We start from the raw sequence: 26224 nt of genomic DNA, 5'->3' as shown, positions 1-26224 counted from the left end.
AAATAGTAACCGAAGTACACTTGAACCCATGCCTATACCCGAGTTCATCGTGCAGACCCGAACAAAGATCGGAACCGACCCAATGTGGGTTCCCTCCGTATGCGCCGTCGTGCTGCGGGACTCCACCGCGGACACCCCGTGGGCAGTCCCCGAAGTGCTCCTCGTCCGCCGCGCGGACAACGAGAAGTGGACGCCCGTGACCGGCATCGCCGACCCAGGCGAGGACGCCCACGACGCCGCGGTGCGCGAGGTGCTCGAGGAGACCGGCATCAAGGCCACTCCGGCTGCGATCCTCGGCGTCGGCGCCATCGGCCCCGTCACCCACGACAATGGGGACATCGCAAGCTACATGTCGACGCAGCTCCGCCTCGAAGCCGTCGACCCCTCCCAGGAGCCCGTCGTCGGTGACGACGAATCCATCGACGTCGGCTGGTTCCCGCTATCCCACATGCCGGTCACGGACGCGAAGTGGCGCCTTGTCATCGGCGACGCCGCCGCCCAGCGCAAGCGCCCCGAGGGCTTCCAGCCACGCATGGGCTTTAGCAAGCGCAACTAATGCGGTTCGGCGTCGACGTATCCGAGCACCAGGCAGGCTTTGACTTCACCGCCTGCCCACTCGACTTCGCCATCATCCGCACCACCGACGGCACCTACCAGGACCACGCGTTCCCCACCCTGTTTGTCGACGCCCACTCCGCCGGCCTCAACGTGTCCACCTACCACTTCCTGCGCAGCCCTTCCGAGGGAACCAGCGTGGCCGAGCAGGTGGAGGCCAGCGTCGAGGTACTCCAGCGCGCCCCCGGCGCTATGCAGTGCCCGATGTGGCTCGACGTGGAAAGCCCCGCTGGGCTCACACTTGCCGACGTCCGCTCCGCCTACGACACCTTCCAGGGGCGTGGGGTGCGCGTTGCTGGCGTCTATACGAATGCCTGGTATTGGCGCCGATACATGCGCTTGGCCCGGCCCTCCCAGTTCGGTGCGCTCTGGCTCGCAGACTGGGGTTCCGACGAGCCAGCATTTCCAGGTGCCGACGCCTGGCCAGCCCCGCTCGGCATGGGCACCCCCGAGGTGTGGCAGTACACTTCCCGCGGCACCATCGGGGGATTCACGGTGGACCTCAACGCGTGGAGGGACGCCTCATGAACGATATGCGCGCTGCGTTGGCAGCCGTGGTGTGCGCTGCGTGCGTTGTGGTCCCGTCTGTGGCACCGCCAGCTCAGGCGCAGTTACTGGGGAAAGGCGATAGCGAGCCTTTGCCCGAGGCCCCGCTCGAGTCGTACGAGCGCAACATCGCGACCTCACCGCAGCGCTGCACTGATTTCGAGATTGTCATCGCCGCCGGCACCGGCGACTCCAACCAGGGCGACGACCCGCTGCACGTGCGCGGACTGCGACCCGGGTCGACCCTGATCGCTGACGTCGAAGCGGCTGGCGAGAGCGTGTCTGCCTGGCAGGTGCCGTACACGGCCTCGGTTGGCGTGCTCGGCACGCTGGGGGAGACCAGGACGAACATGGCCCTGCCGTACGGGGCGTCGCTAGATACGGGCAAGCGTGCGGTGCGCACGCACCTCGCCACGCTCCACGACGCATGCCCGGACACGAAGGTGTTGTTCCTCGGGTTTTCGCAAGGGGCTGGCCTGCTCGGGGACCTCGTGGCGGAGTCCCCCGACCCGAGCCTTGTCGCGGCCTACCTTATCGCGGATCCGGGGCGCAGCCGCACCACCTACCACACGGCGGAAACAGTCACCGGCGCGCGTGGCGTCCGCGGCGAGAACGGCGAAATCCTCATCCCGCTCGACGGCGTACGCCTTGCTAGCGACGTCTCGGGTCTCACCGGGCCACGCCGCACCAGCTTCCACGACGCTGAGGCTGAGGTACTCACGTTTTGCCACAGCAACGACCTCGCCTGCGCCACGCAGCACGACGGGTTGGCGCAGCGCGTCGGCGTGCGCCTCGCCCAGCCCGCCGCAGCCCCGCTGCACAAACTTGCCGGGCGTGGCTTCAAGGACTTCGGGCACAACCCGATTGCTACGCTGCTTGCACTGGCGTGGGAGTTAGCTGCCGTGTCTCATGTAGTACAGGAATATGCGGGGGAGACACCGCCGTTTTCGGGAGAAGACATCACCGGGTTGGGCGTGCTGCTCCACGTGGCCGCGCAGGAACTGCTGCCGATGGCCGCCGGGCTAGGCGTTCCTCAGATCCCGATGCCACTGATTGACCTCATCCCGCACGTGATGAACATGATGCCCCACCACCTGTCCTACTTCGAGGGCGGCGACCACCCCGCGTGGACCATCGACGGCGAGCCAGTGGAGTCGTGGATCGCCCACGACATGGTCGCCCGGATGCAGGCGAGCTAACTGTTCTTGGTGGTGTACGTCTTACCGGGTACCGGCTGCGGCACCATCTGATCCAGGCTCGCCTGCCGCAGGCCTTTCGCACGCAGCCCGTCGATCACGCACTCCACGGCTTGGGCCGTCGTGGGGTGAATATCATGCATCAGAATGATCGACCCGGCCCGCGCCTGGTCAACCGCAGTCTTGCACGTCCGCGCCGGGTCGCGGTGCTTCCAATCCAACGTATCGACGTCCCATAGGACCACCGCCTCGCCCTGCACCCGCGCCGCGTCAGACACGGTCGCGTTGAGCGCCCCATACGGCGGGCGGACAAACCGCGGGGAGGCACCAGTGGCATCAGCAATCGCGCGGGAGCCCTCCTCCACTTCGCGACGCACCTCCGGCTGCGAAAGCTTCGTCAAGTCGCGGTGCGTGGCAGTGTGGCTGGCTACCGTGTGACCGGCAGCCCGCATCCGCTGCACGACGCCCGCATTCGCGCGGACCTCCGGCGCCAGCATGAAAAACGATGCCGGGGCCTGTTTGCGCGCCAAGATATCCAGCACCTGATTCGTGGAGGCCGCCGGACCGTCGTCGAACGTGACGGCCACACAGTTGGAGCAGTCCGCAGGTTGATCCTGGGCCGGAGCCGACGCGCTGGGCGCGGGTGCAGGAGCAAGCTGCTGCGCCCACGGATGGTTGCGCGCCTGCGGCGGAAGCGCCCGGTAGATAGCCGTACGGAGCTCCTCACCAGCCTGGGAACTGGACTGCGAGAACGCCTGTGAGCTGCCCGCGAGCGGGTTCGCGGCCGCGTGCGGTGCTGTGAACAGTACCGCCACCGCAACGAGCGTGGATACGACTTTGCGCATTGCTTACACCACCATCCAGAGTTAGTACGCGTGTCAGAGTACCCGGTTTGAAGGACTCGCGAAATTGTGACGCAGGTACTCGACAACGGGCACCACCTTGAACTCTTCCAATTGTTGGCCGTGCTCGCCACGGTAGACCACCCAGCGCTGCGTCGGGTCAATGTCCAACTGGCTGCCAACCGTGGCGAGGTTTCTCCCGTGGCGCGAGCGAAACGTTGCGGAGGATTTTATTTCAACAGCGCGTGGCTCGTGCGTCATGTCGAGGAGATCCACTTCAATCTTGCTGTCATCGCGATAGAAATACAGGTCAGGGGCTATCCCTTGGTGGTGGTAGCACTTGGCTGTTTCTGCCACGATGAGGTTCTCCATCACCGCGCCGAAAGCCGGGGAGTTCACGAGGTCTACTTTTGTGCGGATACCCAGGAGGTGGCAGAGCAGTCCAGTGTCGTAAAAGTACAACTTAGGGGTCTTCGTCAGCGTCTTGCGGGAATTGGTGTGAAAAGGACGCAGTGTGAACACGATGAAGCTGGATTCCAGGATGCTTACCCAGTTCTTCACGGTCGCAAACGCGACGCCGAGTTCGCGAGCCAGCCCGGTGTAGTTGATGAGGCTGCCGGCATTAAGGGCCATCAGTTTCATCATCATTTGAAAAGCGTCCGTGTTCTGAACATTGAGTAACTGTGTGACGTCTCGTTCGACGTATGTGCGGAGGTAGTTCTGGTAGTAGATCTCCGGCGGCATATCTACTTGATAAAGGCGCGGATACCCACCGTGAACCATGAAATCTTCAGCGCTCGTGTCGGGTCGTGCGGTGAGTGCCTCCCGAAAAGAGAGTGGAAGCAGGTGGGTGATGCCGACTCTTCCGGCTAGGCTTTGCGAGATCTTCTCCATGAGGAGGAAGTTCTGCGAGCCGGAAAGCACGTATTGTCCCGGTGTGCCCTGTTCGTCTGAAATAACCTGCAGGGCCGAGAAAAGCTCGGGCGCATACTGGGCCTCGTCGATGATGAGGGCAGAGCCACGATCATGGATAAAGCCCGTGGGATCCTCGGTGGCTAACGCGCGTAGCGTTGGGTCTTCGAGATTGAGATAGGTGAAATCAGGGAACTGTTCACGAATCAACGTCGATTTTCCGCTTTGCCGTGGTCCGGTCACGCTCACGATCGGAAACCACGAAGCCAGTTGCTCAAGATGCTGTCCCAATTCCCTCGGAATGAACACTATTTCACCAAATCCCTAAAGTGCGACTTACCAAATCCCTAAAGTGCAATCTACCAAATCACTAAAGTGCGACTTACCAAATCCCTAACATGTTGACTGTTATTGTTGGTCATTGCGGTAGTTCTGAGATCGGTGGACCTTCCTGAGATGTGCTACCTCCAGAAGCTGGTCATGCCACGCTTGGTGGCAATCTGGTAGTCAATGAGCTCGCCGAGCAGCTCGAAATTGAAAGGGGAGCCCCAAGGCTGGCGGATGATATTCTTCGTGAAGTCGGTGCCCAGGGCTTCGAGCTCTGGCTGGAAATGCGTGATCGTTGCTTGCTCAGGTGCGACGGCCATGTGTTTCGACGCCACCGAAAACCCGACGATATACGTGCCGCCGAGCGTAAACATCGGCTGGCTCCATTTGATATGTAGCTCGAGATCCGGGTAGTTGCTGTGCACCCAGTCGATGACGTCGGTCATCCGGGCGCGCTTGTCACCTTCGGGAACGGTTGCTAGAAATTCGTCAAGTGTTTTCAGCGCCACCAGACCCAACATAGGCGATAGCAGTGCCGTGCACGACACAAGTCCGCCCAGCAACCACCCAAGCAGCGTCAGGCAGCCTGCTCCATAACCCCAATCCAAGAGACCGCTGCGTCACGGGAGTACCCGACGCGTGCTTACCTACAGGCTTTCAAATACCAGGGTTGCCTGCACGCGGTCGCCTCCGAGCAGTCCTTTACTGCCAGATGAGGTGGTGGTGATGGTGTGCAGGCGATAGCCTTTCGCGCACTGGGTGTTGATGACGTCTTCGAGTTCGGAAGGACTTCTGGAGGCAGTGCCCATGAGCTTTTCTTTGAGCACCACTTGCAGTACAACGTAGGTTGGATTCGTGCACGTAATCCTAATGTGATTAGCTCGTGAGTTTTAGGCATTTCGGGGGGTATCCGAGCGCCGGAGAACACAGCTTCACATAACAAGCCTTCGTTCTAAGAAATCAAAGCGATCCCGGTAATTAGGCATCGAACTCGGGCAGACGAAGAATATCTGCGACCACATGGGTGCGAAGGTACTCGCGCAGATAGGGGAGAGCGAAGTCTGCGGTGCCGCGGTCGTAAGTGATTAAGTCGGCTTCGCTAAGGCGGCGTCGATAGTTGTACGCTTGTTGTTCGCTCACTTCGAGGCGGCTGGCGACGTCGCTGATTTTCGAGGCACCATCATCGAGCGACATTGCAGCAAGGAACCTACGATCCTCCGCAGAAAGATCGTTGAGCGCTGGTTCATGAACAAGTTGCCCGAGTTTCTTCCGTGCACGAGTAATCGCCTTCTCCGTAGCCTCCAATTGAATTGTGTCAGAGGATTCAAAGCGCCAAGCGAAGTTGCCAATCAACTGGATCATGAACGGATAACCTCCAGTAGCTTGGACAGCTGACACAAGGGCTCCCTCGTCCCACGAGCGTCCGGCCTGTTGGACGGGAACTGTGAGCCCCTCACGGACCTCTGTACCTCTGAGTCGGCCGAGATCCACGCGGTTTGCACGCCTTAAGAAAGTGATTGGATTGCGCCCTTCGTCACTGGCAAGCAGAGGTCTCACCGAACTTGGAATACCGGCCATTACCACGGCGATTTCCCTGTTTTCTCGAACGAGGTGTTGAATAGCCGTCGCGAACTCAACAATTTCATCATGATGTACGAAATGAAGCTCATCGACCGTAATTAAGACACCACTGGCAGAACGGCTAAACCTGTTGTGGTTCGCGAGCGTGTCAAGGACCTCCGTGAGTAGAGTACGGAGTGAACGTGGCCTTTGAGCAGGCCGTTCGAACTCATGCTTGAGACGCAAAGCACTCGGACCAACTTGAAAAGAGGTTCGGGTCGGCGCATCGCTCTCGAGAAACTCTGTAAGCTGGTCTCTCAACTTATCGACGAACCCCTCAGTCGCCGTTTCGGAAAACGTTAGCCACCCAGTGTCTTTTGCGGTGTCTTCTAACTCGTTGAGTAGGGCTGTTTTTCCAATACCTCGTGCGCCAACGAGGAGTGAGATGCGTTCGTGTGCACCTGGCCCTTCTTCAAGACCGAGTCTGAAGTCATCGATTACTTCGTCGCGGCCGACTAGGAGCGGTGGGCTCGTCCCAAGCGAAGCACGGAAAGGGTTTTGTGTGGTCGTCATAGTTACACATTAGCGCTCTTGTGTGGAGATGTGTGGTTTATGTGGAGTTATGTGGTTTGTGTGGAGTTGTGTATAGCGGGGCGGATGGAACTGGTTTCTGTGGGCGAGCTGTGCACCACAATCCGTCCGCGGACTTCTGTCACCTGGGGAAATACTCAAGTCTTTCTGGGGGAAATGGGGAATTTGGTGTCCGGGCCTGAAGCCTAGTGACAGGGGGCGCAAGTTTGAACTTCGACCTCCACGTTCCCGCAGGTCACAAAAGGGCTAGATGTTATGTGTTGTGTCTTTTGGCACTGGCACGAAGCGGCCCGCACCAGATTCCTGGGTTTGGGAAGGGGACGTCGGCAAATGCGCAGGTCGCCGATTTCGCGTGAGGGAATGTGGTGCAAAAGTCCGCTGCACAGGAAGAAGACAAAGAAAAACCCACGGCAACCGTGACGGAAACCGTGGGCAAGAGGCCAGGACGAACCTGGGCTCAGAATCTAGCAGTCAAAGTACAGCTCAAACTCCAGCGGCGTCGGGCGCAGGCGCGCCGGGGTGATCTCACTGTCGTACTTCAGCTTCACGTACGTGTCGATGAGGTCTTCGGTGAAGACGTCGCCTTCGGTGAGGAATTCGTAGTCGTCTTGCAGGGCCTGCAGCGATGCCTCGAGTGAGGTCGGCGCCTGCGGGATGTCCTTGGCTTCCTCCGGTGGCAGCTCGTAGAGGTCCTTGTCCACCGGAGCGTGTGGCTCGATGCGATTCTTCACACCGTCGAGGCCTGCCATCATCATCGCAGCGAAGCCGAGGTACGGGTTGCCCGATGGGTCCGGTGCGCGGAACTCGATGCGCTTCGCCTTCGGGTTGGTGCCCGTGATCGGGATGCGGATCGCGGCGGAGCGGTTGCGCTGGGAGTACACGAGGTTGATTGGGGCCTCGAAACCTGGAACGAGGCGGTGGTAGGAGTTCAGCGTCGGGTTGGTAAACGCAAGGACAGCGCCGGCGTGCTCGAGGATGCCGCCGATGTACCAGCGGGCGATGTCGGAAAGTCCGCCGTAGCCGTTCTCGTCGTAGAACAGTGGCTTGCCGTCCTTCCAGAGGGACTGGTGGGCGTGCATGCCGGAACCGTTGTCACCGGCCAGGGGCTTCGGCATAAAGGTGGCCGTCTTGCCGTACTGGGTGGCGGTGTTCTTGATGATGTACTTGAAGTCCTGGAGGTCGTCGGCTGCGTGCAGGAGGGTGTTGAAGCGGTAGTTGATCTCTTGCTGGCCGCCGTTGCCTACCTCGCGGTGGAAGCGTTCGATTTCGAAGCCGGATTCGCGCAGGTTCTTGACCATGGCGTCGCGCACGTCGACGGTCTTGTCGTGTGGTGGGACGGGGAAGTAGCCGCCCTTGACGCGGTTGTGGTAGCCAAGGTTCGGGCCGCCGACTGCGTCGGTTTCCTTGCCGCGGTTCCACCAGCCTTCTTCGGCGTCGATCTCGTAGAACGCGCGGTGGCCTTCGACCTCGTATCGGATGGAGTCGAAGAGGTAGAACTCGGCCTCGGCGCCAAAGCTACAGGTATCGGCGATGCCGGTGGAAGCCAGGTACTGCTCCGCCTTGCGCGCAACGTTGCGCGGGTCGCGGGAGAACGCTTCGAGGGTGAATGGGTCGTTGACGAAGAACTTCACGTTCAGGGTCTTCGCTGCGCGGAACTGGTCCAGCTTCGCGGTGGCGAGATCCGGCATGAGCGTCATGTCGGACTCTTCGATGGTGGTAAAGCCTCGAATCGATGAGCCGTCAAAGGCGAGGCCTTCTTCCATGACGGTTTCGTCAAACATGGAGGCAGGGATAGAGAAGTGGTGCTCGATGCCGGGGACGTCGGTAAACCGGACGTCGACAAACTCCACGTTCTCGTCCTGAATGAACTTCTTTACGTCTTCGATAGTTTCGAAAGACACGACCTTTTCTCCTTCGGACGGCGTTGGGAACTTCGCACAATTCTAGCGTGTAGCTCCCGCTCTGTAACAGCTTTTCGGGAAAAGAGGATAGGCTATGTCGCATGTCTGCACCCCAAGGAAAACGATGGCTCGACGGCCCGGAGCTTCCCGGCCAGTTCAAAGGCGATGATGCGATCCCTGACTACCCGGGGCAGTTTCTTGGGCTGCCGAAGGAGGGCGCGGGCGCGCAGGCGTCGGTGGCGCGACGCATGGGAGGCGTCGCGATCGACTGGGCAATTGCCTGGGCGGCTGCAGCGATCATTCATGCCAACACCACCGTTTTCGGTGGCACGTCGACGTTGACGTATCTGTTGTGGATCGTGTTGGGCATCATTTGCGGTTGGCTATTTGCACGCACGCCGGGCATGGCGATCCTCGGGATGGGGGTGGCCCGCGTCGACGCAGAAGAGCCCGTCGGGCTGTGGCGCGCGGCAGTGCGCACGCTGCTCACTGCGTTCATTCTGCCCGCAGCGCTTGTTGACGCCGACGGCCGCGGCATGCACGATCGTGCGACCAACACGACCGTGATTCGGAGCTAGGGCTCCTCCAACGGGCGGAATTCCACGGTGCGCTGGAACGCCCAGTTCTTGTCAGTGAGCAGACGGGCCACCGTCAGGCCTCCAGAGAGGAACAACACCGTGAGCACGACGGCGGTAGTCGAGTCGATTGCCGCGGAGATATTGCCGTTCGTGATCTGGTGCAGCGCCGCGTAAATGGTGGGGCCGGGGATCATGACCACGGCCGCGGGGATGGTCACCGTGGTGCGCGGCACCCGAAAGTGTTGGCCCAGCCAGGACCCAAGAATGCCGATCACAAGGGTCCCCAGCAGGCAGGCGAGGAAGTATTCCACGTGGGCGTCGACAAGCATGAGGCGCAACACATTGGCGACAGTGCCGAGCGTGGCTGCCAAAAGTGTCATCCTGCGTGAGGCGTTAAACAAGATAGCGAACCCACCCACGGAGACGAAGCTGGCGAGCGCCGCAGCCCCGTAAAACGCAGGATCCGGGGTTGCGCTGACCGTACTGGGGGCGGGTGCATCGGTGACCATCGCGATGACCGCGACCGTCAGCATCATGGTGATGACCACTTCGAGCGCGAAGAAGAGCCTCGGCAGCCCCGAGGTGAAGTCGAAGCGGGAGAGATCCATCAAAGAAACGAACAGGGGAAAGCCCGGCACCAGGTACAAAATAGCGGGGACGAAGCCCGCGGAGAGCTCAAAGTCGGAGTGGGGAAGCGCCCACGCGAGCGCCAGGAACAGCAGCGTTGACACCAGCGCCGCTGCCATCACGACGCCTAGCTGCAGGAGGTGTTGACGCGCCAAGCGCAGCCGCACGTACTGGCCCACACCAGCCGCAATAATCACGAGCAGCGCGGTGAAGTAGGAAAAGTGGTTCAGCACCGCGAAGCCGCCACATGCAAGGCCAGCCGCGCAGCTTGAGGTCAGCGGACCCCAACGTGGAGTAGGGATCGCCTCAATCTCGTCAATGGCGGCGTTGATCTCCTCCGCGGTGGTGTAGCGGTGCATCTCGTGCTTGGTCAGATTCTCGAGCGCCTCGATGCGCGACGCGTTCACCCCTGGCAGCGGAAGATCAGCCACGAGCGTGCGGAAATTATCACCGCGGTGGACAGTGCACGTGATCGTGTCGAAGCCGACGACCACGTCGGCGTCGTCGAAGTGCATCGCGCGGGCACAACGCTTCACGGCGCGGGTGACCCGGTAGCCGGGAGCGCCCGCGGACAACAAAAGAGCGCCGAGGCGCAGCGCGGTGCTGGCCTCGACGCCCATGTCGAAGGAAGACATACTTACTTGCCTTGACGCTGCTGCATTCGGCGCATACGGCGGTTCATACCCGCCATGTTCTGGGCCTGCTTCGGCAGCGGGCCGCCAGGCAGACCAGGCATCTGGCCAGGCTGCGTACGAGCGTCCATGGCCTCGAGCTTCGCGCTCATGGAGTAGACGTCATCCTTGCGGTAGTGGCGTGGCAGCTTCATCAAGTGCTTCTGCAGGTCACGTACTGCAACCTGGCCTTCGCCTTCGCCCACGTACACCTCGTGGATCGGCACGCCTGCCAGTAGGCGGTCCACGCGGCGGGACTCCTTCTTCATCAGGGTGCGTAGGCGGTTCTCGTTGCCCTCACCGACCAGGATGACGCCTGGCAGGCCAATCACGCGGTGCACGGTATCCATATGGGTGTTGGCCTGCACACCGGTCTTGGTGATCCACACCATGCCGATGGTGTTGCGCAGGTTCTCCAACGTCCAACCGGCAACGCCCGGGGTGTCACCGACCTCGTCGTACATCGAGCGCTCCAAGCGGCGGGTGAACATCCACATCGCCAGCACGGTACCGAACGCCAAGCCGAGCGCCAGCATGTACCACTGGCCGCCCCAAATGAGGCCGATCAAGAAGAAAAGCAGACCCATGCCAAGCAGGCAGGCCAGCATAATCGGGATGAGCTTCTTATCCCGCTTGCGCTGAATCTGAAACGCCTGCCAAATCTGGCTACGTGTCTGCTTTCCCTTTGCGCGCTTCGCGGCGCGCTCCTGCTTCTTCGCAGCCTTCAGGGCTGCCTTATCCTTCGACTGAGCCATGCCGTCAACTCTATGTCACGAACATGGCCGGACCAAAGTGGCCAAAGCGGGTTAGGAACGTGTTGCTACCGGGTGATCCTTCGAAGCACCGTACTTCTCCAGGAGCGTCGAGGCTTCCTGGGCAGTGTCGCCCTTCGAGGTTTCCGCCAGGTGGCGCAGGTTTTCCGGCAACTCCAGGCCGCGGTGCTCCATCGCCTCGACGTAGAGCTTGCCCGCGCGGTATGAGGAGCGCACCAGCGGGCCCGACATGACGGCGCCGAAGCCCATCTCGTAGGCCGCGTCGCGGTACTCGATGAACTCTTCGGGCTTTACCCAGCGGTCGATCGGGTGGTACATCGGGCCGGGGCGCAGGTACTGGGTGATCGTGATGATGTCGGTGCCGGCGTCAACAAGGTCTTGCAGCGCCTGCATGACCTCTTCCTGGGTCTCACCCATGCCCAGGATCAGGTTGGACTTGGTGATCAAACCGAAGTCGCGCGCCTGGCGGATGACGTCCAGGGAGCGGTCGTAGCGGAACGCCGGGCGGATGCGCTTAAAGATGCGCGGGACCGTCTCCACGTTGTGCGCGAAGACCTCCGGGCGAGCTTCAAAGACCTCCTGGAGCAGATCCGGCTTGCCGGAAAAGTCCGGGGTGAGATTTTCGACGCCAGTATGCGGGTTGAGCTCGTGAATCTTGCGCACAACCTCCGCATACAGCCATGCGCCCTCATCCTCGAGGTCGTCGCGGGTCACACCGGTGATGGTGGAGTAGTTCAGGTTCATCTCGCGAACTGACTCCGCCACACGCTGCGGCTCGTTGACGTCGAGCGGCTCGGGCTTCGCCGAGTTGATCTGGCAGAAGTCACAGCGACGAGAGCAGTTCGCGCCACCGATCAGGAATGTCGCCTCGCGCGACTCCCAGCACTCGTGAATGTTGGGGCAGCCGGCCTCCTGGCACACGGTGTGAAGGGACGCGCCCTTCACCTTCTTTTTCATGTCCTCGTACTCAGGGCCGGTCTTGACCGCGTTGCGGATCCAACGCGGTTTCGACTCGATAGGGGTCTGGGCGTTGCGTTTTTCTACGCGAAGTAGTTTGCGTCCTTCTGGTGCAATAGTCACGCCGTCCACCGTAACGGACAGCCCCTCCAAAGTCGAGGTTTAATGGGAGGCTCGCCTTACATCTCGACGTTTGAGCCCCTTCGTCGGATCCGGTGCCGAACCAAAGCTGTGGTCGGCCACCACGAGCTCGCCTGCAAGGGCGCGCTTGAGGGCGTCGAGCAGCGGAGCGGTCATCTCCTCAGGTGTGACGTCGCGGCCGAGCTCCAGGCTCATCGTGGTCACGTCGGCGTCGTCGATGCCGCACGCAACGATGTGGCCGTAGTGCTCCAAGGTGTTGTCGCAGTTCAGCGCGAGCCCATGCATGGTCACTCCGCGGGTGATGCGGATACCCAGCGCCGCGATCTTCCTATCGCGGTGCGACGCCGAGCTATCCGCCGCGTCGACGGTTTTTGGCACCCAGACGCCGGAGCGGCCGTCGATACGCCCGGCGGCATGTACCCCCGCCTTGCGCACCGTCTCGATGATCGCCTCCTCCAGGCGGCGCACGTAGTCCACGACGTCTACCGGCTGGGCAAGCTTGATGATGGGGTAAAGGACAAGCTGGCCCTCGCCGTGCCACGTGATGCGTCCTCCGCGATCAACGTCCACGACCGGGACCGGGTACGACGGATCCGGCAAGTCCTCCGGCTGGGTTCGCTTGCCCGCGGTAAACACCGAGGGGTGCTGCAGCACCAACACCGTGTCCGGGATCTCGTCCGACGCACGCTGCTTGGCCAGCTCAGCCTGGAGGTGCCAGGCTTCCTCATAATCAACGAGCCCCAGCTCGCGCACATCAATAGGCGCGGCTGAGGCCCGAATGGATTTGTCGGCAGGGAAGAACGGATCGCGTGGAGCTGTCATGCCTGCCAACGATAGTCGCTAGTTTTCGACACCGTTAGCGGCAGCGTACTCGTCCGCCGTCATCAGCGGACCAACCTCCTCGACCTCAACCTCGAAGAGCCAGCCAGCACCGAACGGGTCCTCGTTGATGGCCTCGTAGGCGCCATCAATGTCCTCGTTGACCGCGGTCACCGTGCCAGTCACCGGTGCGTACAGGTCAGACACCGACTTCGTCGATTCCACCTCACCGCACGTCTCACCAGCCGTGACCTGGTCGCCGACCTGCGGCAGCTCAGCGAACACGACCTCGCCGAGGCGATCCGCCGCAACGTTCGTGATGCCTACGCGCACCTTGGTGCCAGCAGCGTCCTCAGGGCGAGCGTTGATCCACTCGTGGTCCTCCGAGTAGTAAAAATCAGGGTTCAAAGACATGATTACTTGTCCTTTCGGGAATAGAACGGTGTGTCCACAATAGTAAACGGATAGCGGCGGCCGCGGATATCAATCTCAACATCCGTGCCAACCTCGGCGTGCGCTGGGTCGATGTGTGCGAGCGCCACCGGACGCTGCAGCGTGGGCGAAGGCTGCCCGGAGGTGACCACGCCGATGCGCGTATCGCCCAGGTAAATCTCGGCACCCTCGCGAGCAGCGCGACGCTGCTCCGACGACAGCCCGGCAATAACCACCGACGGCTCGCGGCTGACAAGCGCGTCCTTGCCCACGAAGTCCGCCTCTTTCTTCGCAAACGCGCGGCCCATCCCGGCCTCGACCGGAGTGATCTCGCGGGAAAGCTCGTGGCCGTACAACGGCATCGACGCCTCGAGCCGCAGGGAGTCGCGCGCAGCCAGGCCGCACGGCGTCGCGTTCGGTGCGAGCGCGTCCCAGATCGCGCGGGCGTCCTCGCGGTCGCAGTAGAGCTCGAAGCCGTCCTCGCCGGTGTAGCCGGTGCGAGCGACCAGCACGTCGCAGTCACCGAAGCGCATCGGTGCCGCCGAGTAGTACGCCAAGGCACCGGCGTCGCCGTCGAGGTGCGAAGCGATCGTCGATAAGGAATCAGGGCCCTGCACCGCAACAAGCGCGACGTCCGCGCTACGGTTCGTCAGCTCTACATCGAAGCTTGCTGCGCGCTCCTGAAATGCCTCCCACACCGCGGGCGTGTTGCCAGCGTTCGGCACGACCAGGAAGTGATCGTCTGCGAGGCGGTAGGAGATCAAATCGTCGATGATGCCGCCATCTTCGGCCACAATCATCGAGTACTTCGCCTTGCCAACACGCAACGTAGACAGCGTGGAAATCAACGTGTAGTCCAAAAACTCCGCAGCCTGGGGGCCGCGTACATCAATCTCGCCCATGTGGGAGAGATCAAAGATGCCGACGCGCTCGCGCACCGCACGGTGCTCCGCAAGCTCGTTGTCGTACTTCAGTGGCATGTTCCAGCCACCGAAGTCCGTAAAGGAAGCACCAAGCTCCTCATGCGCTGCAAACAAAGGGGTCTCAGCCATCACAATCACTCCTTACTTTTCCGCACTCGCTGAACTTTCAGAAATATCAAACGCCTCCGGCGGCGGGCAGGAGCACACCAGGTTGCGGTCGCCGTACGCCTCATCAATGCGGCGCACAGGCGGGAAGTACTTCTCGCGCACCAAGCGCTCTACCGGGTAGGCGGCCTGCTCGCGGGAGAACTCGTAGTCCCACGCGGTGCTAGCGACGCTGTGCGCGGTAAACGGCGCATGGTGCAGGACGGAGGCCTCGTAGGACACCTTGCCGTCGATGATCTCTTGGATCTCCGCGCGGATGGAACGCATCGCCTCGATGAAGCGATCCAGCTCGTCCAGATCCTCGGACTCGGTCGGCTCCACCATCAGTGTGCCCGCCACCGGGAACGCCAGGGTAGGGGCGTGGAAGCCGTAGTCCACCAGGCGCTTCGCCACATCCGCCGCGGTCACGCCCGAGCGGTCCGTCAGCTCGCGTAGGTCAAGGATGCACTCGTGGCCCACCAGCCCATGCTCGCCGGTGTAGAGCACCGGGAAGGAATCGTGCAGCTCGTGAGCCACGTAGTTCGCCGCCAGCACCGCATGCGCAGTTGCGGACGCCAACCCCTCCGCACCGCTCATCGCGATGTAGGACCACGCGATCTGCAGCACGCCCGCCGAGCCGAACTTCGCCGCGGCAACCGGCACGCCCTCGCCAACTGGGGCAGGGTCGGCCGCATGCGTTGGGTCGACGTTCGGGTCCGTCGGCAGGAACGGAATCAGGTGCTCCGCCACACCAATCGGGCCAACGCCCGGGCCGCCACCGCCGTGCGGAATCGTAAACGTCTTATGCAGGTTCAGGTGCGATACGTCGCCACCAAAGTCACCCGGGCGCGCAAGCCCAGTCAGCGCGTTCATGTTCGCGCCATCGATGTAGACCTGACCGCCCACCGCGTGCACCTTCTCCGCGACGGCCTGCACCGTGTCCTCATACACACCGTGCGTGGACGGGTAGGTGACCATAATCGCTGCGACGTGCTCGCCGTGCTGCTCAAGCTTCGCATCCAAATCAGCCAGGTCGATCGAGCCATCCTCCGCAGTCTTTACGACGACCACCCGAAGGTTCGCCAGCGTCGCCGACGCAGCGTTCGTACCGTGCGCCGACGCCGGGATCAAGCAGATGTCACGGCCATGGTCACCACGGGAAACGTGGTAGCGGCGAATCGCCAACAGGCCAGCCAGCTCGCCCGTCGCACCCGAGTTTGGCTGCATAGATACCTCGGCGTATCCGGTGATTTCGACAAGCCAGGCGCGGAGCTCGTCGATAAGCTCCCTCCAACCAGCCGTGAAGCGATCCGGTGTGTACGGGTGCACGTTCGCGAATGCTGGCCACGTGATGGTCTCTAGGCCCGCGGTCGGGTTCAGCTTCATCGTGCAGGAACCCAGCGGGATCATCGTGCGATCCAGCGCGAGGTCCTTGTCGCCGAGCTTGCGGATGTAGCGCATCATCTGCGTCTCAGAATGCACCGAGTTGAAATTGGGGTGCGTCATGAACTCCGTTGTGCGGCGCAGCGCCTCGGGCAGCGCGGACGGCGCCTCGTGAGCAACCGTGTCGACACCGAAGCCAGCGAGCAGCGCCGCGAGGTCGTCCTCCGACGTGTCCTCACCGAAGGAGACACCCACCGTGGTCGCGTCAATCGGGCTCACCAGGTAACCGGCATCCGCCAAGCGCTCGCACACTGCCTCGGAGCTGTCCACGACGACGGCCACCGTGTCGAAGAACGCGTCGTGCTTGACCTCGATACCCGCGTCACGCAGGGACTTGGCGAAGCGCGCCGCCCAGTCATGCACCTGAGCAGCGATAGCCTCAAGACCGCGTGGGCCGTGGTACACGGCGTACATCGACGCTGTCACCGCGAGCAACGCCTGCGCGGTACAGATGTTGGAGGTCGCGCGCTCGCGACGAATATGCTGCTCACGGGTCTGCAGCGCCAGGCGGTAGGCAGGAGTGCCCTCCGCGTCCTTCGACACACCCACCAGGCGGCCCGGCAGCTGGCGCTTCATCTTCTCCTTGACCGCCATGTACGCGGCGTGCGGGCCACCGTAGAACAGCGGAACGCCGAAGCGCTGCGTGGACCCGATCGCGATATCCGCGCCAAGCTCACCAGGGGACTCCAGCAGCGTCAGCGCAAGAATATCCGCATCCACCGCGACCAAGCCCCCGCGCTCGTGCACCGCCTCGACCACCGCGCGAGGATCAACCACGTCGCCCTCGGTGCCGGGGTAGGCCACGATGGCACCCACGAGGCCCTCTCCCACGACCCCCTCACGCAGGTCAACGACCTCCACCTCGAGGTCAAGCGTGCGAGCACGCTCCGACGCGACCCGCAACACCTGCGGGTGCAGGCGCGCATCCAGCAGCACCGTCCGACCCTTGCGCACTGCGCGAGCCATCAAGCCGACAGCCTCCGCAGCCGCCGAAGCCTCATCCAGCAGGGAAGCGTTCGCAATGTCCAGGCCGGTCAGGTCCTGCACCATAGTTTGGAAGTTCAGCAGTGCCTCAAGGCGACCCTGCGAAATCTCAGGCTGATACGGCGTATAGGCCGTGTACCACCCAGCATCCTCGACCACACCGCGCCGAATTACCGGCGGCGTCAACGTCGACGAGTACCCCTGACCGTAGAACGCCTTGAGTACCTCATTTTTCGACGCCAGCTCCCGCAACCGATCCTGCGCTTGGTATTCCGTGAGCGGGGCAGGAAGGTCGAGCGGCCGTTGAAGTAGCAGATCGGCGGGGATTGCGGCGGCGGTCAGCGCCTCGAGTGAGTCGTAGCCGACTTTCGCGAGCATCGCCTCCGTTTCCTGCGTGTCCGGACCGATATGGCGGGTGATGTAATCCAAGATCTACTCCTTTGGTAGTTCTGAACCTGATGTCGTGAATAGTCTACGGGGCAAAACTGGCCTGGGTCGGCCAGTCAGCTGAAAATATGCGGAGGTGAAAACAGCGGTGGCCCCAACACCGTATTGGTATTGGGGCCACCGCTAAGATTCCTCATCTTGACCTGTTTTAGAGGTCCAGGTCGTCTTCAAAGTCACCGGTTTCGATGCGGTCCTTGATCGTGGTGACGAAGCGGCCTGCATCTGCGCCGTCGATCAGCTGGTGATCGTAGGTGAATGGCAGGTAGCACATCTGGCGGATCGCGATCGAGTCACTACCTTCCTCCGTGACGATGACCGGGCGCTTCTCAATCGCCGCGGTACCCAGGATGCCTGCCTGCGGCGGGGTGAGCACCGGCGTATCCAGCAGTGCACCTTCGGAACCGATGTTGGTCACCGTGAACGTTGCACCAGACAGGTCGTCCGGGCGCAGCTTCTTGTTGCGTGCGCGGGTCGCCAGGTCGTTGATAGCTTGCGCGATCTGCGCCAGGTTCAGGTCCTGTGCACGCTTGATCACCGGCACGAGCAGGCCTTGTGGTGTATCCACTGCGACACCAATATTGACGTCCTCGTGGTAGGTGATCTCCTTCTTCTCCGCATCGTAGGACGCGTTGACGTTCGGGTGGGAGACCAGGGCCTCGGCCGTCGCCTTGATGAAGAACGCGAGGTAGGTGATGTTGGCGTCGTGCTTCTTGATGAACTCCGGCTTCACGCGCTTGCGCAGCTCTGCGATGCGGGTGACGTCGACTTCCTGAACGTGCGTCAGCTGAGCCGTGGTCTGCAGCGACTCGACCATCTTCGCAGCGGTGATCTCGCGGATGCGGTTGACCTTCTGGGTGGTGCCGATCAGTGACTGCTTCTCCGGATCCACGGACTTGGTGGACCAGTTGGAGCGTGCGCCCTTCTTTTCCTCGGACTTCGGAGCCGATGCCTCGGCCTTGTCGTCGGATCCACCCTTCGCTGCAGCGATCACGTCCTGCTTGCGGATTCGGCCACCAACGCCGGTGCCCTCAACCGTGGACAGGTCAACGCCGTGCTTTTCTGCCAGCTTGCGCACGAGCGGGGTGACGTACGGGAGGGAACCGTCGGACTTGTTCACCTTGGTCGAAGCCTGCTGTGCTGGCTTGTCTTCCTTCGGCTTCTCCTCCTTTGGCTCTTCAGCCTTCGGGGCTTCCTTCTTTTCTTCCTTGGGTTCTTCCTTTGGCTCTTCGGCCTTTGGAGCTTCCTTTTCAGCTGGCTTGGCGTCAGCGTCGCCGATGCGGGCGATGACTTCGCCGACCTCGACGGTGTCGTCTTCCTCAGCGAGAATCTCTACGAGCGTGCCTGCGACAGGGGAAGGAATCTCGGTATCGACCTTGTCGGTGGAGACCTCGAGCAGTGGCTCGTCGACCTCGACGGTGTCGCCGACTTCCTTCAGCCAGGTGGTGATGGTGCCTTCGGTGACGGATTCGCCGAGCTCAGGCATGGAGACGTCGGTAGCGTCGCCGGAGGCTGGCTTGTCAGCCTTCTCTTCCTCCGGAGCTTCCTTCTTTTCTTCCTTTGGCTCTTCGGCCTTTGGAGCTTCCTTTTCAGCTGGCTTGGCGTCAGCGTCGCCAATGCGGGCGATGACTTCGCCGACCTCGACGGTGTCGTCTTCCTCAGCGAGGATCTCTACGAGGGTGCCTGCGACAGGGGAAGGAATCTCGGTATCGACCTTGTCGGTGGAGACCTCGAGCAGTGGCTCGTCGACCTCGACGGTGTCGCCGACTTCCTTCAGCCAGGTGGTGATAGTGCCTTCCGTGACGGATTCGCCCAGCTCAGGCATGGAGACATCGGTGGCGTCGCCGGAGGAAGGCTTGTCAGCCTTCTCTTCCTCCGGAGCTTCCTTTGGCTCCTCTTCTTCCTGAGGCTCCTCGTCCTTTGCCGAGTCCGATGCCGGGGCTTCGCCTTCTTCGCCGATAATCACAATCACGTCACCGACATCAACGGTGTCGTCTTCCTCGGCCTTAATCTCGAGGATTACACCGGCGACAGGGGAAGGAATCTCCGTGTCGACCTTATCGGTGGAAACCTCCAGCAATGGTTCGTCGACCTCTACCTTGTCGCCGACTTCCTTCAGCCAGGTGGTGATAGTGCCTTCCGTGACGGATTCGCCCAGCTCAGGCATCTCGACAGAGTGCGCCATAATTTAGTCTCCTCGCAGATACATTTTCGTAGAAGCTATACAGGTCAATAGCGTACCTGTCACCGAAGACTTTCGTGCCTTTCGGGGGCAACTAATTTGTTGAAGGCCACCAAACGCAGAATTGGGGCGTCGAGAAATATCCGTATGATGAGAGAAGTGTTTAACCTGTTCGGCAAGCGGAAGAAGCAGACCACCTTCAAACCCCCACGCGCACCCGGCGAAACCATCCGGCCGGAAGACGCTGCCTACCTCCAGGAATGGGTTGCGAAGCGTGCCTTCGTTGAGGGGTTTGTTGAGCCGGAAACGATGGTCAACGAGATGTCCGTCGTGCTTGTCGATGAAGAGGGCAACTACACCCGCCGACGCATCGGAGGTCCCAAAGGTATCGACGCCGTCGCTACGCTGCTGAATATATCTCTTTATGACGTCGAAGAGACCGGATACCCGGACCGGATGCGTCGCAAAATGGAGCAAGAACGCATCCTGCGAAAGCGAGCGGAACAGAAAGAACGCCGCGCCAAGTTTGAGCGCGGCGAACATCCCTTTTCCTAAGTCCGGAGACTAGTTGGCCTCAGCGATGCTGCGAAGCGTTGCAACGATCGTGCGCAGCGGGGCGCCGGTCGCGCGCTTCGGCGTGTAGCCGCGTGGCGAGCCACCGTTCCACGCCGGGCCGGCGACGTCGATGTGCACCCACTCGGTGTCCTCGCCGACGAAGCGAGACAGGTACAGGCCAGCGAACAGCATGCCGCCGGTACGGGCATTGTGGACGTTGCGGATATCGGCGACGGGGGACTTCAGCTCTTCTTCCTGTTCCTCCAGCAGCGGCATCGCCCAGGCCTGCTCGCCGACCTCGCGGCCCAGCGCAGCGACGCGGTCGCGGAACTCATCAGAGCCCATGACGCCGGCAGTGCGGTTGCCGAGGGCGACGAGCTGAGCGCCGGTCAGCGTGGACGTCTCAATCATGAAGTCAGGGTTATCTTCAGCCGCGCGTGCCATCGCGTCCGCCAGCACGAGGCGGCCTTCAGCATCGGTGTTGAGTACCTCGCTGGTGATGCCGCCGTAGTGGCGAATCACGTCGCCCGGGCGGGTAGCGGTGCCGGACGGCATGTTCTCCGCGAGTGGCAGCCAGGCGTCGACCGCAACATCCAGGTTGAGGCGGGCAGCTGCAACAATTGCGCCGAACTGAGCAGCAGAGCCGCCCATGTCGGAAATCATGTCCTCCATCTTTGCACCCGGCTTGAGGGAGATGCCGCCGGTATCGAAGGTGATGCCCTTGCCAACCAACGCGACAGAGGACTTCGACGCGGAAGGCGTCCACTTCAGGTGCACCAGGCGCGGCGCGCGGGCGGAGCCTTTGCCGACCGCGAGGATGCCGCCGAAGCCCTGCTCCTCAAGCTGCTTCTCGTCGAACACCTCGACCTCGAGTCCAACCTGCTTGCCGACGTTCTCGATGAGCTCCGCGTACACAGCAGGGTAGAGGTGGTTCGACGGCGTGTTCACGAGATCGCGCGCCAGCATGACCGACTCGGCGAGGATCACTGCCTGGTCGAATGCTTCCTTTTCGTCTTCCTTGCCTACAACGGTGACGTCGGTAAGTCCGTGCTCGCCGTCGCAGCCACACTGGCACGGGGCTTTGAAGCCCTTGTACTTGTACGCGCCGAGCAGCAGGCCTTCCACGACGGGGGTGACACCGAACTCAGTCGAAATCACCGCAGACTCCGTGCCATACAGTGTGCGAGCCAGGGAACCGACAGCGCGACGGACAGTCTCGTCATCAATCTCATCGGCGTTGCCCAGGCCAAAGGCGATGACCAACTTCCCATCAACGACCACGCGGGTGATCTCGCCGGCGGTGCCCTTCGCGCCGACTGTCTCCAGCGCCTCGAGTGCACCCTTCGGTGCCAGTGAGGTCACTGGGACCTCAACCTTCGAGTCATCCGAGGTCACGGGTAGCAAGAGGGCAGCGGTGTCGCTCGGAGCGGACGTCGAAAAGTTGAGGGAGACGGAGTCGCCCCGGACCGGGAGCAGCGATTCAGGAACCGAAAAAGTCATGAGTACATGCGCCTTTCTTAAGATTATTGAACATCGCCAAGGGTACCTGGAATAAGGGACGCGTGGCGCGGGGCAAGCTATTTGTGCGTGGAAGAAAATATGGAATTCCGGTTCCAAAGAGTGGAATCGGGGAGTAGGGTGGTCTGCATGACTCAAGGCACACCATTTGAAACTATCCCGAATCCGAACAAGGCAACTGACGAAGAGCGCAATGCAGTGCTCGCAAACCCAGCCTTCGGGCAAGAGTTTACTGACCACATGGTCTCCATCGACTGGGACGAGGCCAACGGCTGGCATAACGCGCAGGTCCGCCCGTACGGGCCGATCTCGCTGGACCCGGCGACTAACGTCTTCCACTACGGGCAGGCGATCTTCGAAGGCCTGAAGGCATACCGCCACCACGACGGCTCGATCACGACGTTCCGCCCCGAGCAGAATGCGACGCGTTTTGCCCATTCCGCGCATCGCCTGGCAATGCCTGAGTTGCCGGAGGATCTGTTCATCGAGTCGCTGCAGCAGCTGGTGACGATTGATAAGGACTGGGTCCCCGAAGCTGGTGGGGAAGCGGCGCTGTACCTGCGTCCATTTATGATTGGCACCGAGAAGACGCTCGGGGTGAAGCCCTCGAGCACCTACACCTATTACCTCATTGCATCCCCAGCTGGCGCCTACTTCTCCGGCGGCGTCAAGCCCGTCAGCGTGTGGATCTCCGAGGAATACGTCCGCGCGGCGCCCGGCGGCACCGGTGACGCCAAGTTCGCTGGCAACTACGCGGGTTCCCTGCTCGCGCAGGCCGAGGCAGAAGAAAAGGGCTGCGACCAGGTTGTCTGGCTCGACGCCATTGAGCGCAAGTACATCGAAGAGATGGGCGGCATGAACCTCATGTTCGTCGAGGGCAGCGGGAAGGACGCGAAGTTGATCACCCCAGCACTGTCCGGTTCCCTCCTGGCTGGCATCACCCGCAAATCGCTGCTGCAGGTTGCGGAAGACCTCGGCTACAGCACCGAGGAGCGCAAGATCACGGTGGAGCAGTGGCACAAGGGCGCTGAAAACGGCACCATCAGTGAGACGCTTGCATGCGGTACCGCAGCGGTGATCACTCCGGTCGGGCGCGTGCTGAGCCGCCACGGTGAGTTCACCGTAAACAACAATGAGGCCGGCACCATCACCATGCAGCTGCGCGAGCGCCTGCGCGGTATCCAGGACGGCTCGGTCGAAGACGTCCACGGCTGGAACCACACGCTCGTCCCAGCCGAGAACTAGAGGGATTCAGGCCGGGGCGCCCTCTGGGGCCTCCGGCCCGAGCACTGTAGTAACGAGCTCAGAAGCCAGGTTGATTTGCGGCAGCGCTGCGAGCGCGCCCACTCCCTGGTTGAGCGACAAGTCCAGTGCCAGCACCGGAATGATATCGAGGGCCTGGAGCGCCAGCATCTGGGCGGGTTCCGGACTGAGCTGGCCCGCCATGATCCACTGCTTCGTGCCGGGTGCGAGGCGCTCGGCGGCGTAGGCGGCGACGGTGGCGTAGAGGCCGTCGAAAAGTACGGGGGTTCGACGAACCGCGGCCTGCGCGAACATACCGACAAGGAACGCGAAATCTGGCCCCGAAAGCTCGGCAAGGACGCGGGGGACGTCGTCACTAAAGGTGCGCACCCGGAACATGGCGTCCCGAATTGCCGCAACTTTCACTTTCCAGACGTTGTCGTCGATGCCCGAGCCGCGCCCGATGACCTTGACCGGCTCGGTGCGCGACAGTGCGCCATAGACGGCGGCGGCGACCGTCGAATTGCCGACGCCAATGTCTCCAGGAATGAACAGGTCAACTCCACTGTCTACGCCCTGGTCAACGACGCGAGCACCGTGCGCGACTGCCTGCTCGAACGCCTCGGGCGTCATGGCGGCTTGCCGGTCTATCGCGCCTGTCGGCAGCGTTAAGTAGTCATTAATCTGAATAATCGACGCGCCCGCGGCTTCCGCTGCAACACGAGCGACACCGCCACCTGCCGCAATCTGCTTTACGGCGGTCCAGGCGGCGTCGTGTGGTTGCGCGGAAATACCGCGTGCTGCGACACCGTGGTTACCGGCGACAAGCACGCACTGCGGCTGACGGAACGCAACCGGGCGCGTACGGTTTTGCACCGAGGCAGTCCACTCCGCAATCGTTCCCACGCGACCGAGACCGCGCCCCTCCGGGCTGCGCAGTAGTTCGCGGGCAAGCTCGCGGCGCAGGGTTTCGCTTGGATGCTCAATCGGGTCGAATGCAACAGCCATGAAACGTCCTTTACCCAGTTAGTTCACGGTCTCGCCGATGCGCACCTGTGGCTTCGGCGAGCGCCACTTCCGCGGCTGCGACGCGCGAGAGAACGCGTACATACCAAGGCCGAAGCCGGTATCAGCCGTACCAGGGAACTTCGCGCGCACAGCGTTGTTCGCACGCTTGCCGATCAGGAATGCCTCACCAAGAATCAGCACGATAAACACCATCGGCAAAATAGCGATGGCGCCGGCGATCTCCGGGTACCAGGAGCCGATGAAGAGAATGAGGAACAGCAGGATCGCCAGCGGCATCGCGTAGTTGTTCATGAAGCGGCGCGAATCTACCCAGTCGCGGACGAAGCGGCGGGTTTCGCCACGGTCGCGGTCCATGAGGTAGCGCTCGTCGCCGGCGTCCATCTTGGCTTGGACCTCACGGTTGTGCTTCTTCGCCTCTTCGCGCTGCTGCTTCTTATAGGCTTTCCACTCCTCCTTCGACATCGACTTCTTTAACTCTTTGTTCTTCTGGTACTGCTGAGCAGGAGTCGTCGCGTTGGGGTCGCGCACTACGCCGCGCTTGATCTCCTGATCGATGCGCTTCGGCGTCGGCCGCCCCTTTGGAGGGGTGTAGCCCTTCGGGTACTTTTTCGCGGGTTCCGCGTCGGTTTCGGGAGTCTCCGCTCGATTCGCTGCGGCAGCAGCGGCGGCTGGAGCCTCATCAGATTTCTGCCAAGGAAGTTTCACGCTATACAGGCTACAAGGCCGTCCCCGAAAGTGGGGAATAAGCGCCCGCTCCCATACGCTGTAGACGATGACGGTGTGATGCGAGTACGCTAGTGCCACACTCCGAAGCACGCATCTTGCGTGAAGATATTCGCTAAGCAAGGAGAAAGAATGACTGCACCTACCTCTGCCACGGGCGTGACCCTTACTGAAGCAGCGGCTGCAAAGGCGAAGGCTCTGCTCGACCAGGAAGGCCGCGACGACCTTTCGCTTCGCATTGCTGTTCAGCCAGGTGGCTGCGCTGGCCTGCGCTACCAGCTGTACTTTGACGACCGCGAGCTCGACGGCGACAAGGCTGACGTTGTCGGGGGTGTGCGCCTCGTCGTGGACAAGATGAGCGTGCCGTACCTCACCGGTGCAACGATCGATTTCGCTGACACCATCGAGCAGCAGGGCTTCACCATCGATAACCCGAACGCTGGCTCGGCCTGCGCGTGCGGCGATAGCTTCAACTAAGCAGTAGCTTTTCGACGCCAACACCCCGCGCCCACCTCATGATTGAGGGGAGCGCGGGGTGTTTCGTCTGCGCGGACTATTTACAGCCGTACTCGGTGTCGAGCCACTGCTTGGCCTCCTCGAACGGCACATCGGTTTCGACGTCGGGCTGCACCGGATCTTCGGCGAACTCCTCGCCAGTGCGTGCCTTGTCCTTCGCGATAGTCAGCATCAGCAGGCTGCCGTCCGGGAAGTCGTACACCATGTTTGCCGACGCGTAGCCCGCAGTAGGGGACCCGAAACTGCGGGAGTGCTCGAGCCCCCGGAACGACAGCATCGTGGCCTCGCCCGACGAAGCAGTGTCGCCATCGACTAAGACCGCCACCGGCGCATCCCACTTCCCGCCAGAAGTCGTGATCGGGGTGCCGCCGCCGGTCACCGAGTTCCCCTCAACCGTGACCTGGGTAGTGTTCGTCCGAGAGACGAATTCGAGCACCGCGCCATCCGGCAACAGTGAGGAGAGGCCTGAGACCATTGGACCCATGTCGCCTCCGTCGTTGCCACGCAGGTCAACGACCGCCCCGCATGCCCCGGCATCACGTGCGGAAGCCAGACCTGTTGCGAGCGTGTCTGCGTAGCCCTGCACATCATCGTGCTGATCGACGCCAGGCACGGTTGCCACCGCAACGCGGCCCTCAACGCTGACTGCGGCTTCCGACTTCTCTTCCATAGTCCAGCCGAGGTTAGGGTTACCAGGTTCAATCAGACGGGAGTGCTTCCCGCCAGCAGCTTTGACTGCGTCCTCGAGGGCGGGGTAAACGTCGTGAAGCGTATCAGCCTGCTTTGCGGCCTCCTTTGCGCGGGCCTTCGCCTCCTCGAACTCTGTCGAGTCGGCGTAGATGCCCTGCTCGGCGAGCGCGAGCACCGTCGCGCTATACCGCTTCGGCGTCTGTGTCCCCGCGAAACGAGCGGTGCCCGTCAGCATCGCGGTGAGCGTCGGACCGTAGACGAACGCCACGGCGCCAACTGCAAGCAGTAACGCGCTGAGCATCGCAACGATGGTGGTCAGTACTCGTTTCTTGGTCCACATGAG

The 26224-nt window shown here is 61.9% G+C and carries 25 protein-coding genes; 7 read left to right on the top strand and 18 right to left on the bottom strand.

Features of this window, described 5'->3' with window-relative positions; translation table 11 throughout:
* Positions 1-28 precede the first annotated feature (28 nt).
* Genes R0V12_RS02580 through R0V12_RS02570 form a run of 3 tightly spaced genes read left to right on the top strand, consistent with a single transcriptional unit; the run spans position 29 to position 2360 of the window.
* Complete coding sequence (locus tag R0V12_RS02580) at positions 29-556, top strand: NUDIX hydrolase (protein ID WP_071572421.1); 528 nt, start codon at positions 29-31, stop codon at positions 554-556.
* On the top strand, positions 556-1143 hold the full coding sequence (locus R0V12_RS02575) for a glycoside hydrolase family 25 protein (protein ID WP_320072759.1): 588 nt from the start codon (positions 556-558) through the stop codon (positions 1141-1143). Before R0V12_RS02580 ends, R0V12_RS02575 begins: the two co-directional genes overlap by 1 nt.
* The gene (locus R0V12_RS02570; RefSeq protein WP_320072758.1) at positions 1140-2360 is read left to right on the top strand and encodes a cutinase family protein; all 1221 of its coding nucleotides are present in this window, start codon (positions 1140-1142) and stop codon (positions 2358-2360) included. Before R0V12_RS02575 ends, R0V12_RS02570 begins: the two co-directional genes overlap by 4 nt.
* Here the strand turns inward: R0V12_RS02570 and R0V12_RS02565 are convergent.
* The 6 genes from R0V12_RS02565 to glnA form a co-directional block, all read right to left on the bottom strand.
* Positions 2357-3202 (bottom strand): polysaccharide deacetylase family protein, encoded by an 846-nt coding sequence (locus R0V12_RS02565; RefSeq protein ID WP_320072757.1) that lies wholly within the window; start codon positions 3200-3202, stop codon positions 2357-2359. The genes R0V12_RS02570 and R0V12_RS02565 overlap by 4 nt on opposite strands.
* Positions 3203-3235: 33 nt before the next feature.
* Positions 3236-4420, bottom strand: coding sequence for an ATP-binding protein (locus tag R0V12_RS02560; protein WP_320072756.1), 1185 nt, complete (start codon positions 4418-4420; stop codon positions 3236-3238).
* Between the two features lie 152 nt (positions 4421-4572).
* Positions 4573-4947, bottom strand: a complete 375-nt coding sequence (locus R0V12_RS02555; protein WP_320072755.1) for an iron chaperone — start codon at positions 4945-4947, stop codon at positions 4573-4575.
* 138 nt (positions 4948-5085) lie between these two features.
* Positions 5086-5247 carry a DUF4177 domain-containing protein gene (locus R0V12_RS02550; protein WP_070976494.1) on the bottom strand — a complete coding sequence of 54 codons (162 nt, stop codon included), beginning with the start codon at positions 5245-5247 and terminating at the stop codon, positions 5086-5088.
* 169 nt (positions 5248-5416) lie between these two features.
* Positions 5417-6571: an ATP-binding protein gene (locus tag R0V12_RS02545; protein WP_320072754.1), complete on the bottom strand. Its 1155-nt coding sequence runs from the start codon at positions 6569-6571 to the stop codon at positions 5417-5419.
* 482 nt (positions 6572-7053) lie between these two features.
* Positions 7054-8490 carry a type I glutamate--ammonia ligase gene (gene glnA / locus R0V12_RS02540; protein ID WP_070477828.1) on the bottom strand — a complete coding sequence of 479 codons (1437 nt, stop codon included), beginning with the start codon at positions 8488-8490 and terminating at the stop codon, positions 7054-7056.
* A gap of 101 nt (positions 8491-8591) precedes the next feature.
* Between glnA and R0V12_RS02535 the strand changes: the two genes are divergently transcribed.
* Positions 8592-9068, top strand: a complete 477-nt coding sequence (locus R0V12_RS02535; RefSeq protein ID WP_070362177.1) for an RDD family protein — start codon at positions 8592-8594, stop codon at positions 9066-9068.
* On the opposite strand, the gene R0V12_RS02530 is transcribed toward R0V12_RS02535, so the two are convergent.
* The 8 genes from R0V12_RS02530 to sucB form a co-directional block, all read right to left on the bottom strand.
* Positions 9065-10330, bottom strand: a complete 1266-nt coding sequence (locus R0V12_RS02530) for a threonine/serine exporter family protein (protein ID WP_320072753.1) — start codon at positions 10328-10330, stop codon at positions 9065-9067. The two genes, R0V12_RS02535 and R0V12_RS02530, sit on opposite strands and share 4 nt — an antisense overlap.
* A 2-nt stretch (positions 10331-10332) precedes the next feature.
* Positions 10333-11121 (bottom strand): DUF4191 domain-containing protein, encoded by a 789-nt coding sequence (locus R0V12_RS02525; RefSeq protein ID WP_070362178.1) that lies wholly within the window; start codon positions 11119-11121, stop codon positions 10333-10335.
* A gap of 51 nt (positions 11122-11172) precedes the next feature.
* Complete coding sequence (gene lipA, locus R0V12_RS02520; RefSeq protein WP_070363464.1) at positions 11173-12219, bottom strand: lipoyl synthase; 1047 nt, start codon at positions 12217-12219, stop codon at positions 11173-11175.
* A 39-nt stretch (positions 12220-12258) separates the two neighbouring features.
* A complete protein-coding gene (lipB, locus tag R0V12_RS02515; protein ID WP_070477825.1) occupies positions 12259-13059 on the bottom strand; it encodes a lipoyl(octanoyl) transferase LipB in 801 nt (266 codons plus the stop codon).
* A gap of 18 nt (positions 13060-13077) precedes the next feature.
* Positions 13078-13470, bottom strand: coding sequence for a glycine cleavage system protein GcvH (gcvH, locus tag R0V12_RS02510; RefSeq protein ID WP_083290837.1), 393 nt, complete (start codon positions 13468-13470; stop codon positions 13078-13080).
* A gap of 2 nt (positions 13471-13472) precedes the next feature.
* On the bottom strand, positions 13473-14540 hold the full coding sequence (gene gcvT, locus R0V12_RS02505; RefSeq protein WP_284804427.1) for a glycine cleavage system aminomethyltransferase GcvT: 1068 nt from the start codon (positions 14538-14540) through the stop codon (positions 13473-13475).
* Positions 14541-14552: 12 nt separating this feature from the next.
* Complete coding sequence (gcvP, locus tag R0V12_RS02500) at positions 14553-17411, bottom strand: aminomethyl-transferring glycine dehydrogenase (RefSeq protein WP_320072752.1); 2859 nt, start codon at positions 17409-17411, stop codon at positions 14553-14555.
* 166 nt (positions 17412-17577) lie between these two features.
* Positions 17578-19611 (bottom strand): 2-oxoglutarate dehydrogenase, E2 component, dihydrolipoamide succinyltransferase, encoded by a 2034-nt coding sequence (gene sucB, locus R0V12_RS02495; protein WP_320072751.1) that lies wholly within the window; start codon positions 19609-19611, stop codon positions 17578-17580.
* A 156-nt stretch (positions 19612-19767) separates the two neighbouring features.
* Between sucB and R0V12_RS02490 the strand changes: the two genes are divergently transcribed.
* Positions 19768-20163, top strand: coding sequence for an oxidoreductase (locus tag R0V12_RS02490; RefSeq protein WP_070478965.1), 396 nt, complete (start codon positions 19768-19770; stop codon positions 20161-20163).
* A gap of 9 nt (positions 20164-20172) precedes the next feature.
* On the opposite strand, the gene R0V12_RS02485 is transcribed toward R0V12_RS02490, so the two are convergent.
* Positions 20173-21663 (bottom strand): leucyl aminopeptidase, encoded by a 1491-nt coding sequence (locus R0V12_RS02485; RefSeq protein WP_320072750.1) that lies wholly within the window; start codon positions 21661-21663, stop codon positions 20173-20175.
* Between the two features lie 147 nt (positions 21664-21810).
* Between R0V12_RS02485 and R0V12_RS02480 the strand changes: the two genes are divergently transcribed.
* Positions 21811-22926: a branched-chain amino acid aminotransferase gene (locus R0V12_RS02480; protein WP_320072749.1), complete on the top strand. Its 1116-nt coding sequence runs from the start codon at positions 21811-21813 to the stop codon at positions 22924-22926.
* Positions 22927-22932: 6 nt separating this feature from the next.
* On the opposite strand, the gene R0V12_RS02475 is transcribed toward R0V12_RS02480, so the two are convergent.
* Both R0V12_RS02475 and R0V12_RS02470 read right to left on the bottom strand, forming a co-directional pair.
* Positions 22933-23931, bottom strand: coding sequence for a nicotinate-nucleotide--dimethylbenzimidazole phosphoribosyltransferase (locus R0V12_RS02475; protein WP_320072748.1), 999 nt, complete (start codon positions 23929-23931; stop codon positions 22933-22935).
* A gap of 18 nt (positions 23932-23949) precedes the next feature.
* On the bottom strand, positions 23950-24657 hold the full coding sequence (locus R0V12_RS02470; RefSeq protein ID WP_083433138.1) for a DUF3043 domain-containing protein: 708 nt from the start codon (positions 24655-24657) through the stop codon (positions 23950-23952).
* A 150-nt stretch (positions 24658-24807) separates the two neighbouring features.
* Between R0V12_RS02470 and R0V12_RS02465 the strand changes: the two genes are divergently transcribed.
* Positions 24808-25152, top strand: coding sequence for a HesB/IscA family protein (locus tag R0V12_RS02465; protein WP_070362187.1), 345 nt, complete (start codon positions 24808-24810; stop codon positions 25150-25152).
* Positions 25153-25228: 76 nt separating this feature from the next.
* On the opposite strand, the gene R0V12_RS02460 is transcribed toward R0V12_RS02465, so the two are convergent.
* Entirely contained in the window at positions 25229-26221 is a 993-nt protein-coding gene (locus R0V12_RS02460; RefSeq protein ID WP_071572448.1) for a S41 family peptidase, read from the bottom strand.
* Positions 26222-26224 lie beyond the last annotated feature (3 nt).

Source organism: Corynebacterium sp. UMB2355A (genome assembly GCF_033877495.1).
Taxonomy (GTDB): Bacteria; Actinomycetota; Actinomycetes; order Mycobacteriales; family Mycobacteriaceae; genus Corynebacterium; species Corynebacterium pseudogenitalium.
This window is presented reverse-complemented; position numbering and strand designations above follow the sequence as displayed.

What these genes read in the sequence shown, in the direction of transcription:
- R0V12_RS02580 (WP_071572421.1), top strand. Translation starts at nt 29, where the DNA reads ATGCCTATACCCGAGTTCATCGTGCAGACCCGAACAAAGATCGGAACC.
- R0V12_RS02575 (WP_320072759.1), top strand. Translation starts at nt 556, where the DNA reads ATGCGGTTCGGCGTCGACGTATCCGAGCACCAGGCAGGCTTTGACTTC.
- R0V12_RS02570 (WP_320072758.1), top strand. Translation starts at nt 1,140, where the DNA reads ATGAACGATATGCGCGCTGCGTTGGCAGCCGTGGTGTGCGCTGCGTGC.
- R0V12_RS02565 (WP_320072757.1), bottom strand. Translation starts at nt 3,202, where the DNA reads ATGCGCAAAGTCGTATCCACGCTCGTTGCGGTGGCGGTACTGTTCACA.
- R0V12_RS02550 (WP_070976494.1), bottom strand. Translation starts at nt 5,247, where the DNA reads ATGGGCACTGCCTCCAGAAGTCCTTCCGAACTCGAAGACGTCATCAAC.
- R0V12_RS02545 (WP_320072754.1), bottom strand. Translation starts at nt 6,571, where the DNA reads ATGACGACCACACAAAACCCTTTCCGTGCTTCGCTTGGGACGAGCCCA.
- R0V12_RS02535 (WP_070362177.1), top strand. Translation starts at nt 8,592, where the DNA reads ATGTCTGCACCCCAAGGAAAACGATGGCTCGACGGCCCGGAGCTTCCC.
- R0V12_RS02530 (WP_320072753.1), bottom strand. Translation starts at nt 10,330, where the DNA reads ATGTCTTCCTTCGACATGGGCGTCGAGGCCAGCACCGCGCTGCGCCTC.
- R0V12_RS02525 (WP_070362178.1), bottom strand. Translation starts at nt 11,121, where the DNA reads ATGGCTCAGTCGAAGGATAAGGCAGCCCTGAAGGCTGCGAAGAAGCAG.
- lipB (WP_070477825.1), bottom strand. Translation starts at nt 13,059, where the DNA reads ATGACAGCTCCACGCGATCCGTTCTTCCCTGCCGACAAATCCATTCGG.
- gcvH (WP_083290837.1), bottom strand. Translation starts at nt 13,470, where the DNA reads ATGTCTTTGAACCCTGATTTTTACTACTCGGAGGACCACGAGTGGATC.
- gcvT (WP_284804427.1), bottom strand. Translation starts at nt 14,540, where the DNA reads ATGGCTGAGACCCCTTTGTTTGCAGCGCATGAGGAGCTTGGTGCTTCC.
- sucB (WP_320072751.1), bottom strand. Translation starts at nt 19,611, where the DNA reads ATGGCGCACTCTGTCGAGATGCCTGAGCTGGGCGAATCCGTCACGGAA.
- R0V12_RS02485 (WP_320072750.1), bottom strand. Translation starts at nt 21,663, where the DNA reads ATGACTTTTTCGGTTCCTGAATCGCTGCTCCCGGTCCGGGGCGACTCC.
- R0V12_RS02480 (WP_320072749.1), top strand. Translation starts at nt 21,811, where the DNA reads ATGACTCAAGGCACACCATTTGAAACTATCCCGAATCCGAACAAGGCA.
- R0V12_RS02475 (WP_320072748.1), bottom strand. Translation starts at nt 23,931, where the DNA reads ATGGCTGTTGCATTCGACCCGATTGAGCATCCAAGCGAAACCCTGCGC.
- R0V12_RS02465 (WP_070362187.1), top strand. Translation starts at nt 24,808, where the DNA reads ATGACTGCACCTACCTCTGCCACGGGCGTGACCCTTACTGAAGCAGCG.
- R0V12_RS02460 (WP_071572448.1), bottom strand. Translation starts at nt 26,221, where the DNA reads ATGTGGACCAAGAAACGAGTACTGACCACCATCGTTGCGATGCTCAGC.